The organism is Chryseobacterium lacus, from assembly GCF_003336205.1.
In the GTDB taxonomy this organism is placed as follows: domain Bacteria; phylum Bacteroidota; class Bacteroidia; order Flavobacteriales; family Weeksellaceae; genus Chryseobacterium_A; species Chryseobacterium_A lacus.
Map to the genome: position 1 here is coordinate 38749 of NZ_QPIE01000006.1, position 13788 is coordinate 52536.

The following is a 13788-nucleotide window of genomic DNA, read 5'->3' on the forward strand; positions in this document are numbered from 1 at the left end:
AATTATTGCCACTTTGTTTCTATTGTTTTATGTTTTTCAATGATTATTGGATTAAGGAAAAGTAAAATTACATAAAACCAAACCAATTATTCTTCCATAATTTAGCTTTTCTTTTAATGTATGGAAACAAAAAAGCCGAAGATCATATTCTCCGGCTCTTGTTTTATCTTATTTATTTTCTTTTATACATTAAATCTGAAATGCATGATATCGCCATCCTGCACAATATATTCTTTGCCTTCCACGCCCATTTTCCCAGCTTCTTTCACTTTCGCTTCGGAACCATACCGGATGAAATCGTCGTACTTAATCACTTCGGCACGAATGAAACCTTTTTCAAAATCGGTATGAATAACGCCCGCAGCCTGCGGTGCCGTCCAGCCTTGGCCAATAGTCCAGGCACGAACTTCTTTTACTCCGGCCGTGAAATACGTTTGGAGATGAAGTAAATCGTACGCTTTTCTAATTAATTTGTTAACGCCCGGTTCTTCTAAGCCGAGTTCTTCCAGAAACATCTGTCTTTCTTCGAAGGTTTCCAGTTCGTTGATGTCTGCTTCTATCTGTGCAGCGAGTACTACTACTTCTGCATTTTCTTTTGCGGCCATTTCTTCAATTTTCGAAATCCATTCATTGCCGTTTTTAATGGAATTTTCATCAACATTGCACACGTAAAGAATTGGTTTTTTCGTTAAAAGCTGAACCTCATCAATCATCGCCTGAGCGAGATCATTCGTGTGAAACTCTCTTGCATTTCTTCCGTCTTCCAGAAATTTCTGAAGTGCAAGCAATGTTTCGTAGGCCAGAATATCATCTTTCTTTCCAGACTTGATGAACTTTTTTGCTTTATCTACGGCTTTTCCTATCGTTTCCAAATCTTTCAACTGAAGTTCGATATCGATAATTTCCTTATCCCGCAACGGATCTACAGACCCTTCCACATGAATGATATTTCCGTTTTCAAAACATCTTAGCACGTGAATAATCGCTTCACATTCGCGGATGTTGGCAAGAAACTGATTTCCCAAACCTTCTCCTTTTGAAGCTCCTTTCACCAGGCCGGCAATATCCACAATTTCTACTACTGCAGGCAGAACGCGCTCAGGATTGACCAGTTTTTCCAGTTCAAAAAGTCGCGGATCCGGCACAGAAACTGTTCCGATGTTGGGTTCAATCGTGCAGAAAGGGTAGTTTGCCGATTGTGCTTTGGCGTTGCTTAAACAATTAAAAAGAGTTGACTTGCCTACATTCGGAAGCCCTACAATACCACATTTCATAGATGACGAATTAGAATATTCCGGGCTAAGAAAAACGATGTTCCTATGCCCTTTTGTTTTAGTGAGCGCAAAGATAGTGATATGGATCGTGACTGGAAAATAAAGATATGAAGGAATGGGGAAATAAATTTCCGCTCTTTATATACCTCATCTTTACCCACAAAAAAAGTCCAGGAAATTCCTGAACTTCTTTTTTGGTAAGATATTTAATATTACCAGTCTCTTCTCCGGTCGTTGCCGCCTCTGTTGTAGCCTCCGCCACCTCCGTTTCCACCGAAGCTTCTTGGCTTCTGCTCTTTCGGACGTGCTTCAGATACATTCAGCACTTTTTGCTTGAATTCCTTTTGATTCAGTTCTTCAATTGCTTTCAGTGCGTCTTCGTTTTCCGGCATTTCAACGAAACCGAATCCACGGCTTCTTCCCGTTTCACGGTCGGTAATGATTTTTGCTGATTCCACTTCTCCGTAGTTTTCGAAAAGTGCTTGTAACTCGCTCTCAACTGTATTGTAGTTAAGATTTGAAATAAAAATGTTCATAATAAAAAATTAAAAAAAATTTGATTAAATAGTGGAAATCAATTGAACGGACATATGAACATTGATTGAATTTCTCATTAAATAACTGGGTGCAAGATACAATTATATTTTAAATCCGCAGAATTTTTATGTTACGGCAATAATAAATCTTCAAGACCCTGGTTCTCAACCTATTTGAACTGGAATCAGTTGTTGAGGGAGATACGTTTCGGCAAATATTTTCCTAGCTTCATCCGTGAAAACCGACAGATCCTGATAACGGTTGGAAAAATGTCCGAGAATTAATTTCCCAACCTGCGCTTTCCGAGCAATTCTGGCGGCTTCCAGCGCAGTACTATGACCGGTGTGTTGCGCCATTTCGCTAAGATCGTGCAGGAAAGTAGCTTCGTGATACAGGACATCTACATTCTGAATAATGGGAATGATCTCTTCTGAATAACGGGTATCACTACAAAAAGCATAGGAAACAGATTTTGTAGGATCGGTGGTCAACACTTCGTTTTTCAACACATAACCATCTTTCAATATAAAATCTTTTCCCAGTTTCAGATTGTGATAATCGCAGGTTTCAATTTCAGGATATTTTATAATTTCCTTTATATTAAGATGGCGTGGTTTCTGTTTTTCCCGAAAAAGATAACCATTACAATAAATTCTGTGTTTCAGTGGAATCGTGAATACTTCTACCCTCTGGTCTTCATAAATTTTTTCTGATTGTTTACTGCTCAGCTCATGATAGATTATTTCAAAACCTCGATGGGTTTCCGTCAATCTGAAAATGGTTTCCAACATTTCAGCAATTCCTTTCGGGCCATAAATATGCATCGGCGTTTCGCGCCCCAACAGCCGGAAAGAAGCGATAAGCCCGGGCAATCCGAAACAGTGATCGCCATGAAGATGAGAAATAAAAATATGATTTATTTTCGAAAATCTGCTTTTCGCTTTTCTAAGTTGCACCTGTGTTCCCTCGCCACAATCTATCAGAAAATGCCGTTCCTCCATTTCCAACAATTGAGCTGTAGGTGCAGAATTTACCGTGGGTATTGCGGAATTAAAACCGAGAATGGTAAGATGGGTACTCAAAAAATAGTATTTTCTCTATTAACAATTCCGTAAAAATAGGAAAAAAAAGACTACGGCAGGAATTACAGATCGAAAGCATGGAGAAATTGATCCAGTGCTTTTTTCCGGTGGCTGATTTTATTTTTTTCATCCGGCTGCATTTCGGCAAACGTCATCTGAAAGCCATCCGGAACGAAAATCGGATCGTAGCCAAAACCCTGAACTCCTTTATTTTCATCCAATAAATTTCCAAATACTTTCCCTTCAAAATAAACCGGGCCCTGTTCTGTATAATAACACAGCACGGTGACAAAATAAGCTGAACGGTCGGTTTTCCCTTTCATTTCTTCCAGAACTTTCGCAATATTTTTCTGAAAATCATGATCTGACGCATATCGTGCGGAATAAATTCCCGGTCTTCCGCCCAATTCATTTACCACCAATCCGGAATCATCGCCCACACTCGGGATTCCGGTCTGTTCAAAACAATACTGTGCTTTGATGAGCGCATTTTCATGAAAAGAGGTTCCATTTTCTTCAATTTCTTCATTCAGGTGATAATCCGTCAGGCTTTTGACCAAGAACCGGGAGCCGAGAATCTGCTGAATTTCTTCTTTCTTATGAAGATTATGAGTGGCGAATAAAATTTCTTTCATTTTATTAATTATTATAAGGTGCTGCTTCCTGAGAACCGTATTTCTTCAACAAAAATCCAAATCCCGCCACCATCAACAATCCGATGGCCAACAGGATATATTCTGAAACCGAAAATGCGTCGGCAAAACTTTCTGTTCCTGTATATACAATGATTAATGTAGAGCCGAGGTTATTGAAAGCGTGCAATAAAATAGGCATCAGCAGCGACCGAGTTTTTTCATACACCCATCCCAGAACGATCCCCAGCAGCAATGCACCGGCAAATTGCCATGGATTAAAATGTACCAAACCAAAAAGGAAAGCACTGAATAAAATTGCAGGTCCAGGCTTCATTCCTTTATTAATCAATCCTTTTTGTATAATTCCGCGAAATACAATTTCTTCAAAAACGGGTGCCATCACTACCGCCAAAACAATCATAACGGAAATATCGTCGGAAAGCATTTCCATTTGCAGCGAAAACCATTCGTACATCGGACCAAATACGGGTCCGGTAACAGGAATTTGCGAAGTGATAAATTCCGCTGTCAGCATCATTCCGAACATCAATGGAAATATAATCAGATACGCTTTCAGATCCGGAGAATGCATGGGGAAATTAAGTTTCCTTCCCGTTTCGGGTCTGCAAATAAAGAAATCAAACGCGAGGATCGCTCCCAACCATAAAACAGCATTGGAAAGTAAAAGAAAAAAGAAGTTATACTGAAGATTCTCGTTCTGCAGCAACATGAACATGACATTCAGCATCGCCACCGCAAAGGTCGGAATAACAGCACCTGCGATTAAGATGAAAAAGCCCTTCCAATCGAAGGTAAAAACAGGCATATTTTTTTCCGGAGCCATTTTTTGATTTGTTTCCGGGCAAAGATAACAAACTTTGGATATTGAAGTTTTCTGTTCTCATGTAAAATACCGATTTTTGCAACCATAAATTTCAATATGTCAGACCTTATCAAAGAAATACAAAAACGTAAAACCTTCGGTATTATATCGCATCCCGATGCCGGAAAAACCACCCTTACTGAAAAACTCCTTCTTTTCGGAGGTGCTATTCAGGAAGCGGGAGCTGTGAAATCCAACAAAATAAAAAAAGGCGCTACCTCTGACTTTATGGAAATTGAAAGACAGAGGGGAATTTCTGTGGCGACCTCGGTTTTAGCATTTGAATATAAAGGATTTAAAATCAATATCCTGGATACACCCGGACATAAGGATTTTGCTGAAGACACCTATCGTACTTTAACCGCAGTAGATTCTGTGATTGTGGTAATAGATGTGGCCAAAGGTGTAGAAGAGCAGACCGAAAAACTGGTACAGGTGTGTCGGATGAGAAATATTCCGATGCTGGTATTTATCAATAAATTAGACCGCGAGGGAAAAGACGCTTTCGATTTGCTGGATGAAGTCGAACAGAAACTCGGGCTTACCGTTACGCCATTATCTTTGCCTATCGGAATGGGTTCAGATTTTCAGGGCATTTATAATATCTGGGAAAAGAATATTGAATTTTTTCTGGAAGAGAAGAAGCAGAAAGTAGGAACTTCAGTAAAAATTACTGATATTCAGGACGCTGAAGTTGATGAAATGATAGGCTCAAAAGCTGCTGCCACGCTTCGTGAAGAGTTGGAACTTGTGGAATCTGTTTATCCGGAATTCAACCGGGACGATTATATGGAAGGAAATCTGCAACCGGTTTTCTTCGGCTCAGCCCTCAATAATTTTGGAGTCCGGGAACTGCTGGATGCTTTTACCGAGATCGCTCCGATGCCGCAGCCCAGGGAATCTGATATCCGACTGGTGCGCCCGGAAGAGAAAGATTTCACAGGATTTGTTTTTAAAATTCACGCCAATATGGATCCCAAACATCGGGACCGTCTTGCTTTTGTAAAAATTGTATCGGGAACTTTTAAAAGAAATGAAAATTATCTGCTGGTTCGAGAAGGAAAAAAAATGAAATTTTCGGCGCCCAATGCTTTTTTTGCTGATAAGAAAGAAGTGGTGGAAGAAAGTTTTCCCGGTGATATTGTGGGGCTTCACGACACAGGAAATTTCCGGATCGGCGACACGCTGACGGCAGGAGAAAAGCTTTCCTTCAAAGGAATTCCAAACTTCTCGCCGGAACACTTCCGTTATATCAACAATAACGATCCTCTGAAAGCCAAGCAATTAGCGAAAGGTATTGATCAATTGATGGATGAAGGTGTGGCACAACTTTTCACGCTGGAAATGAACGGAAGAAAAATCATAGGAACAGTGGGTGCACTACAATACGAGGTCATCCAATATCGTTTAGAGCATGAATACGGTGCAAAATGCACCTATGAACCGCTCTCCATCCATAAAGCCTGCTGGATAGAAGCGGATGAAAAATCAGAAGAATTTAAGGAATTTGCAAGGCTGAAACAACGATTTATGGCTCGGGACAAATACGGACAACTGGTTTTTCTAGCCGATTCTTCATTCACAATTCATATGACTCAGGAGAAATTTCCGAATGTGAAATTGCATTTTATCAGTGAGTTCAATCAATAAATAAGAAAAGAATCCGCTTCAATTGAGGCGGATTCTTTCTTGAAGTGTTACAAAAAAATTATTTCTTAATGAATTTTGCTGACGCAGAACCTTGGTCAGTTTCAATTGCGATCAAATAGCTTCCCGGTTTCAGATGACGGACTTCCACCGTATTTCCAGCTACCGGAACGTTCATTTTTCTTCCTGAAAGATCGTAAATACTGATGTTTCTCAGCTTGTCTTTTACTTCCACGGTCAAAATATCAGCAACTGGATTTGGATAAATGCTCAGGCTTGGTGATTCCAGTTCTGTTTCGTGGGTACCCAGTTGTTGTGAAATGCTCACTGTATCAATAAAGACATAATTCGTGGTCGTAATTCCTGTTCTTGCCGGTGTATTATTATGGAAACCAAGGTAATAATTGCCGGACGTACTTGGAGTAAATTGCACGTTACCCTGAACATAAGTCAAGTTATTATAATCCGGATGATTTGCTAAAATAGTGGCTCCTGTTCCTGTTTTTGAAGAATTAATTCCCACAGAAAAACTCACTGATGCGGTGGTAGCTGCTGTACTGAAAGTACGGTAATAATAACTGATGTTATAAGTATTTCCTGCTTCAAGTTGCAATGGCGGAGAGAAACTCCATGCATTCTGTGCTGTTGTAGCAATAGAGCTTCCTATGAATGAAACAGGAGAATGCGCAAAATCGTTTGTAGGATCGCCATCCGTAGTATCGTCTTTGTACCAAGACCAACCACCAACATTACCAACAGGATTATTATCCCAGCCCAAATTAAATATAAAAGCTTGATCTGGAGCAGTCTCAAAATTCATTGAATAGGGAAAAGATGTGATAGGAGCTGAATTGGATGTTCCTACCGTTACTTTTGTCCAAGCACTGTACACGCCACCGCCGCAGTCTTTTCTTAGGTAAACATCATACGCTTTACCCGGCATCAAACCAGATATAGTTTGAGAAGAGGAAGAAGTGGCCGTTGCTGTAGTTCCGCCGCTGCCCTGTGTATAGGGAGATATTCCATATTCTATCTGAGCGTTCAAAACTCCAATCCAGCTTATAGTGGCTGAATTATCCGTATATGCGGTCATCGTTGGGCTAAGCAATGTAGCACAAGCCACTGCTTTTGCCAAAAATGTTTTAGGCCTCCAGTTAGACGCCGTTAAAGTAGTTGGTAGCGCAGAGTTGCTCTGAGCCCCTTTTAGTCCGCCAGTCAATGTAGTGGAACATAATGCAGTATTCCCTGTTGTAGCAAGAGCACCCGAAGGATTCTGGTATTCAAAAGCTACATAAAGGCCTCCACCAGTATAAGTGAAATTACTACCGCCTGAAAAAGCGTGAAAAAGTGTGGCAGCAGCGGGAATCGTAATAGATCCGTTACTGGCTTCAGTCATTCCGGTTACCGCAGTAGCCCAAGCGGTGCTTTTGTTATTGGCAATATCTGTTGTATTCTGGAGGTAGATTTTGATATTACCACTTATTGGGGCCGTCAATGGTATCGTATATTCAAAACCAATTCCTCGAAGTATATCGCCATTCACAAGGCCAGAAGCTGCCATTTCCGTAGCTGTAATCAAGTAAACAGAACGCTGGTATCTTTGAGATCCCTGTGGTGCTCTTGAATTTGCGGAGGTACTTCCGTTATCCATCAATGCAGTCTGATATTGTAGATCCTGAGCTCCTGCCAGACCGAAAGCCATTAACCAAATGGCCAGAAAAAATAGTTTACGTTTCATATTACACAAATTTTAATTAAGTTAGACATATATTGAAGTAAAATTAAATAAAAAAAACATTAGTTTAACAAAGTCAGCTAAAAATTCATAAATTAACAGTTTATTGTCATTCTGTATCCTACATAATATCTCTTAACCCGCCATATCACAGACTTTTGTTAATGTGCTGATTTTAGTAACTTTGTGCTTAAGTATGATAAAAAAGAGCTTTTTTCACTTTTTGTTGATGCTAACATTTCCACTTCTGTTGCTTTCCTGCAACACCAAACACCGAATTTGGGTAGGAAAAGGAATGGAACAGAAAATTTTCAATCTGAAATACGGCGAACACCGGAAACAGAATATGGATATTTTTCTGCCCGCGTATTACACCCCGGATACTCCTGTGGTGTTGCTTATTCATGGTGGTTTCTGGAAATTCGGACGCAAGCAGAAAATGATACAGATACAGAATTTTCTCCATCGTCACCGTATTCCGACTGTCAATATTAATTACCGTTTGGTAAGCAAAAAACAGAAAATATCTTATCGTGAACAGCTGGAAGATATTGCACTATCGATCGAAAAATTTAATTCTTTGTCCCGGAATGCAGGCCTGATGAGTAATCATTATATCCTTCTAGGGGAAAGTTCCGGTGCGCATCTGGCCTTATTATACGGTTACCGAAACCCGAATCAGGTAAAGAAAATTATTTCTCTGAGCGGACCTTCCGATTTTTATACCTCAGGCTTTCTGAACTCAGTCTATTCCAGATATACTTCCCCTACGATTGAAGATGTGGTAGGAGAGAAATTCAACAGAAAAAAACTTTCAGAAAAATTCAAAGAAGCGAGCCCTATTTCGCAGGTTGCGGCCGTTCCTACGCTTATTTTTCAGGGAGATCGGGATGTTTTGGTTCATAAAAGTCAAGGTATTGCTTTGGACAGTGTGCTGACTGCAATGGAAGTACCGCACCGGTTTATTTTCATGAAAAAAACAGGGCATACACCGCGGCTGTACAGCAAAAAAAAGCGGGATAGTATTATACTTCCCGCTATATTAGATTGGATTCAAAACTAACCATCTGTTTACGTTTTACTGAGAAAATTAAACAATTCTAAGGTTGATTCGGCATATCCGGTTCTTCATGTTTTCCGAAAACGATTTTGAAAAGTACCGGCAATGTGGTAAAAACAATGAGGATGAGGATGATAAGCTCTAAATGTGCTTTCAGATCGATTCCAAATTGGTCTATAAAAAGCTTATCCAGATAATGTCCGGCAAACACCAGAGAAAAAGACCAAAGAAGTGCTCCCAGAACATTGTCAAGAAAAAAGCGTCCTTTATTCATGCCTACAATTCCTGCCACAATCGGAACGAACGTTCTTACAATCGGAAGAAAACGAGCAAGAATAATGGCCAAACTCCCATGCTTAGCGAAAAAATTATGCGCTTGATACAGGTATTTTTTCTTATAAAAAAAGTTGTCATTTTTCTTGTAAAGTGCAGGTCCGGCTTTTCTTCCGAACCAATAACCTACTTCATTACCAATGATTGCTGCGGCGGCGATAGAAAGTGCCAACAAGGTTGTATCGAGAAAGTCGCTGCCTGTGGAACCATACGCGGAACTGATCATTTCGACAGAATAAATTCCGGAAATAAATAAAAGACTGTCTCCCGGAAGGAAAAAACCTACAAACAAACCTGTTTCTGCAAAAATAATGAACAGTATCAGCCAGTATCCACCAAGCTTAATATAAAATTCAGGATTTAAAAGATCTTTCCAGCTATCAAAATGCTCCATTAATTATCAGATTTGGGCAAAAATAATGTAAATACAGTTTCCATGAAAATAATTAATACTTTTTTAACAACCCATTTAATAAATGTAAAAGCTGTCAGAAAAAGAAAGATTCAGAATAAAAAATCGTGAAAATAAAAAAATCCGTCTCAATTTTTATCATGAGACGGATTGTGGTCCCACCTGGGCTCGAACCAGGGACCACCTGATTATGAGTCAGGTGCTCTAACCAACTGAGCTATAGGACCCGAAGAACATTTGTTCTTTTGTTGGGTTGCAAAAATAATCTTTTTTACAGAATTTCAAAACTAATTAAGGCTTTTCTTGGCATAATTCCACCAACACTCCATTGGTAGATTTGGGATGAAGAAAGACAACGAGCTTGTTATCAGCACCTTCTTTGGGCTCTTCGGAAATGAAAATAAACCCTTCTTTTTTCAACCGTTCAACTTCTTTTGCGATATTTTCAACCCCCAAAGCGATATGATGAATACCTTCGCCTCTTTTTTCGATGAATTTTGCGATAGGACTTTCGGCATTGGATGCTTCCAGAAGTTCGATTTTACTCTCTCCCGTTTTGTAAAATGAAGTCGTGACGCCTTCCCTCTCGACGGTTTCGTGCTTATATGGTTCAGCTCCCAGAAGTTTTGAAAAAAGCAAATCTGCATTTTCCAGCGATTTCACGGCAATTCCTAAATGTTCTATTTTCATATGTTGTTAAAAAATTAATCTAACTGTTTTGGTTCATCACCGAGACTGTAGATTTCAGACAAAAGTACTAAATTTGCATTATGAACGAAAGCAATAGACAGAGAAAAATAGCTCAGATTATTCAGGAAGATTTCGCGGAACTCTTCAGAAAGCAGGCTTCAGAAAGCAAACAGAATTTTCTGGTATCGGTTTCTGATGCTAAAGTAACTCCAGATCTGGGTATCGCAAGAATTTACCTCAGCATTTTTCCGCAGGAGTTTAGAGGTCCTGTGATGAAAGAAATAGAAACCAATAAAGCGCAATACCGCAACTATTTGGGACAGAAAATGGCAAAACAGGTTCGTATAATTCCTGATCTTCAGTTTTATCTGGACACTTCTCTGGACGATGTGGAAAAAATAGAACGCGAACTGCGGGGCGAAGGAGATAATCCTGTTTTATAGCATAAATCTGCCGCTTTGAAAAACACACCTCTGTACATTGCAAGACGTTATCTGATTGCCCGAAAAGGCAGTACAGCGGTTACTTTTATTACCTGGCTTGCCGCAATTGCCATGACGGTGGCTGTGGCTGCGATGTTCATCATTGTTTCTGTATTTTCCGGATTGGAAGAACTGAACCGGGAACTCATCTCCGACCTTCATGCTGACCTTACCATAAAAAGCAAATCAGGAAAAACCCTGAAAGATATTCCTGCACTGGAATCTGTCCTGAAGAAAGAGCCGTCTGTTGCAGCATATTCCAAAGTAATTGAGGAAAAAGTTTATATAGATTATTCCGGCAAAGGGGATATTGCAGTTCTTCGGGGAGTGGATTCTGCTTATACCAGTGTAAATCCTATTCATAAAAATGTTTTTTACGGCACTTATCCCAGTTTTAAATATTCCAATGAAGTGCTTATGGAGCACAGCTTGAACAACCGGCTCGCTGTTCCTGTAGGCGACGGACTAGATTTTGCCACGGTCTTTATGCCAAAAGCAGGAACCGGTCTGATTCAGAAAGAGGAAGATATTTTCAATAAAAAAGATGTGTATGTGAGCGGTGTTTTCTCCGGAAACGATCAGCTGAACAATTATATTATCGGCCCTATCGAAATCACACAGCAACTCTTGGAACTTCCTAAGAATGCGGCTTATCAAATCGTCATTCAGCTGAAAGATCCCGCTGCTACAGATAAAATAAAAAAAGAACTTCAGCAGAAACTGGGAAGTCCGTACACCATCACCACGAAAAATGAAGAAAACGCTGCTTTCTGGAAGATGATTAACATCGAAAAACTTTTTATTTATCTTATTTTCGGATTGGTCATTCTCATCACAACTTTCAATCTGGCGGGCGCAATTATTATCCTTCAGCTAGACAAAAAGAACCAGTCGCTATCGTTGATCTCTCTTGGTTTTCCGCTGCATCATCTCCGGCGCACCTATTTCTTTACCGGCCTTCTGATTGTGTTTGCAGGAATTGTCTCCGGGTTGATTATCGGAACACTCATCTGCCTGCTACAACTGCATACGGGCATTTTCATGGCCAACCCGACCCTTCCTTTTCCTGTGAAAATAGAACCGATTAATTATGTCTTGGTTACCCTTACAGCGGGAGGTTTTGGATTTGCCGTTTCGTGGTTATTTTCAAAAATTAACAGGAGATATATCATCCGTTCCTGATCTGTTGCCTATTTATTTTTTCGTAATTTTGCCGTTTATTTTTTATGTCACTTATAATGAAAAAAATACTCATAGTACTTTTGTTTATTCTGGCTGGGCACTATGCCGATGCGCAACCTCCAGCGGGATATTATAATGGGACTGCTACCCTAACCGGTGCAGCCTTGAAAACGAAACTGAAACAAATTATCACCAACGGACATTCCGATCAGGGATATAACGGACTCTGGACTGGTTATATGACTACCGACCGTGATTATTTTTATGAAAACGACGGAACTGTTCTCGACATTTATTCAGAAAACCCTAATGGTCCAGATCCTTATAACTTTACTCCTGGACAAAAACAATGTGGAAATTATTCCAATGAAGGCGACTGTTATAACCGCGAACATATTGTTCCACAAAGTCTATTTAACGAAGGCAGCCCGATGAAAAATGACATTCATACTGTACGTGCTACCGACGGAAAAGTGAACGGAATGCGAAGCAATTATCCTTTTGGGAAAGTGGGCAGCGCATCTTTTACTTCCCTCAACGGATCAAAAGTGGGCAGTTCTATTTCCCCGGGATATTCAGGAACTGTTTTTGAGCCTATCGACGCTTTTAAAGGTGACGTAGCGAGAATGATTTTTTATTTTGTAACGCGTTATGAAACGCAATTGAGCGGTTTCAATTCCGGAAATATGTTGGGAGGAAGTGCTTATCCTGGACTTCAAAACTGGCAGCTTCAGCAGCTGATGCTGTGGCACATTCAGGATCCTGTATCCAATGCAGAAATTTCCAGAAATAATGCTTCCTATACTTTTCAGGGAAACCGGAATCCTTTTATTGATAATCCGCAATGGGTAAATGACATTTGGGGAACACCGGACAGTACGCCCCCAACAGCACCAACAGCACTAACCGCGACCGGAACTACTACAAATTCTGTTTCGTTAAGCTGGACAGCTTCTACAGATAATATCGCTGTTGCGGCTTATGATATTTATATGAACGGAACCTACCACTCTACCGTAACAGGAACTTCCGCTAACATTTCCGGACTGACAGCTTCCACTACATATTCTTTTTATGTTATTGCCAAGGATAGTTCAGGAAACTCCTCCGCTGCCAGCAATACCATTTCTGCTACCACCCTTGCCGGAACTCCGGGAGGAAGTTGCGGTACAGAAGATTTTGAAAATATTCCTACAACAAATTCCGGAAGTTACAGCAGCAGAACCTGGACCAACAACGGAATTACTTGGACGGCGACCGATGCCAGAACCGACGAAACTATCAACAACAAAGCAATTACCATTCGCAACGGAAGCCTTACCTCTTCCTCAATTTCGGGAGGAATCAGTTCCATCACCTTGACAACGCAGTTGAAATTTTCCGGAAGTGGCGGAAATTTAAATGTAGAAATCAACGGAGCCAACGTTGGAACCATTCCATACAGCTCAACAGTTACTACAACTACTTTGAGTAATCTGAATATTACAGGAGATGTGGTGATTAAAGTTATTCAACCTAACTCTGGAGAACGTGTAGCAATAGATGATCTTACATGGTCATGTTACACCTTAAATACCGCTGAAAACAATGTACAGGAAACTATAAAAGTGTATCCTAATCCTGTAGTAAACGGCGTATTGTATGTAAAAGGAAAATATCTCAAGAAAATAATGAGTGCTGAGATTTATAGCTTGGAAGGACGTTTGATGCAACGCATTGCGCATCCGTTCAAAACTTCCTCTGAAATCCATCTTAATCATCTTGCAAGAGGAACTTACTTGCTGGTATTAGACGGAAAATCTCATAAAATTATTGTTCGATAACTTTAAACATCGC

13 protein-coding genes and 1 tRNA gene are annotated in these 13788 nt (G+C 40.2%); 5 read left to right on the forward strand and 9 right to left on the reverse strand.

The window, feature by feature from the left end; genetic code table 11:
- Positions 1 to 182: 182 nt before the first annotated feature.
- The 5 genes from ychF to DQ356_RS08685 all read right to left on the reverse strand — a co-directional run bounded on the left by ychF (position 183) and on the right by DQ356_RS08685 (position 4372).
- Positions 183 to 1274, reverse strand: a complete 1092-nt coding sequence (gene ychF, locus DQ356_RS08665) for a redox-regulated ATPase YchF (RefSeq protein ID WP_114304101.1) — start codon at positions 1272 to 1274, stop codon at positions 183 to 185.
- Between the two features lie 212 nt (positions 1275 to 1486).
- Positions 1487 to 1810 (reverse strand): RNA recognition motif domain-containing protein, encoded by a 324-nt coding sequence (locus tag DQ356_RS08670; RefSeq protein WP_114304102.1) that lies wholly within the window; start codon positions 1808 to 1810, stop codon positions 1487 to 1489.
- A 165-nt stretch (positions 1811 to 1975) separates the two neighbouring features.
- A complete protein-coding gene (locus DQ356_RS08675; protein WP_114304103.1) occupies positions 1976 to 2893 on the reverse strand; it encodes a ribonuclease Z in 918 nt (305 codons plus the stop codon).
- Positions 2894 to 2955: 62 nt separating this feature from the next.
- A complete protein-coding gene (rdgB, locus tag DQ356_RS08680; RefSeq protein WP_114304104.1) occupies positions 2956 to 3528 on the reverse strand; it encodes an RdgB/HAM1 family non-canonical purine NTP pyrophosphatase in 573 nt (190 codons plus the stop codon).
- Between the two features lie 4 nt (positions 3529 to 3532).
- Positions 3533 to 4372 carry a CPBP family intramembrane glutamic endopeptidase gene (locus DQ356_RS08685; RefSeq protein WP_228420697.1) on the reverse strand — a complete coding sequence of 280 codons (840 nt, stop codon included), beginning with the start codon at positions 4370 to 4372 and terminating at the stop codon, positions 3533 to 3535.
- Positions 4373 to 4468: 96 nt separating this feature from the next.
- Between DQ356_RS08685 and DQ356_RS08690 the strand changes: the two genes are divergently transcribed.
- Positions 4469 to 6061 (forward strand): peptide chain release factor 3, encoded by a 1593-nt coding sequence (locus tag DQ356_RS08690; protein WP_114304105.1) that lies wholly within the window; start codon positions 4469 to 4471, stop codon positions 6059 to 6061.
- A 58-nt stretch (positions 6062 to 6119) separates the two neighbouring features.
- Here the strand turns inward: DQ356_RS08690 and DQ356_RS08695 are convergent, their stop codons facing one another.
- The gene (locus tag DQ356_RS08695; protein ID WP_114304106.1) at positions 6120 to 7796 is read right to left on the reverse strand and encodes a T9SS type A sorting domain-containing protein; all 1677 of its coding nucleotides are present in this window, start codon (positions 7794 to 7796) and stop codon (positions 6120 to 6122) included.
- 226 nt (positions 7797 to 8022) lie between these two features.
- On the opposite strand from DQ356_RS08695, the gene DQ356_RS08700 reads away from it, so the two are divergent.
- Positions 8023 to 8856, forward strand: a complete 834-nt coding sequence (locus DQ356_RS08700) for an alpha/beta hydrolase (protein WP_228420698.1) — start codon at positions 8023 to 8025, stop codon at positions 8854 to 8856.
- A 37-nt stretch (positions 8857 to 8893) separates the two neighbouring features.
- Here the strand turns inward: DQ356_RS08700 and DQ356_RS08705 are convergent, their stop codons facing one another.
- The 3 genes from DQ356_RS08705 to mce form a co-directional block, all read right to left on the reverse strand.
- A complete protein-coding gene (locus DQ356_RS08705) occupies positions 8894 to 9580 on the reverse strand; it encodes a DedA family protein (RefSeq protein ID WP_114304108.1) in 687 nt (228 codons plus the stop codon).
- 171 nt (positions 9581 to 9751) lie between these two features.
- Positions 9752 to 9825, reverse strand: a tRNA-Ile gene (locus DQ356_RS08710).
- A 64-nt stretch (positions 9826 to 9889) separates the two neighbouring features.
- Entirely contained in the window at positions 9890 to 10288 is a 399-nt protein-coding gene (mce, locus tag DQ356_RS08715) for a methylmalonyl-CoA epimerase (RefSeq protein WP_114304109.1), read from the reverse strand.
- A gap of 80 nt (positions 10289 to 10368) precedes the next feature.
- On the opposite strand from mce, the gene DQ356_RS08720 reads away from it, so the two are divergent.
- The 3 genes from DQ356_RS08720 to DQ356_RS08730 are packed head-to-tail and all read left to right on the forward strand — an operon-like array spanning position 10369 to position 13775.
- Entirely contained in the window at positions 10369 to 10731 is a 363-nt protein-coding gene (locus DQ356_RS08720; RefSeq protein ID WP_114304110.1) for a ribosome-binding factor A, read from the forward strand.
- Between the two features lie 15 nt (positions 10732 to 10746).
- On the forward strand, positions 10747 to 11952 hold the full coding sequence (locus DQ356_RS08725) for an ABC transporter permease (RefSeq protein ID WP_114304111.1): 1206 nt from the start codon (positions 10747 to 10749) through the stop codon (positions 11950 to 11952).
- A gap of 56 nt (positions 11953 to 12008) precedes the next feature.
- Positions 12009 to 13775, forward strand: a complete 1767-nt coding sequence (locus DQ356_RS08730) for an endonuclease (RefSeq protein WP_114304112.1) — start codon at positions 12009 to 12011, stop codon at positions 13773 to 13775.
- Positions 13776 to 13788 lie beyond the last annotated feature (13 nt).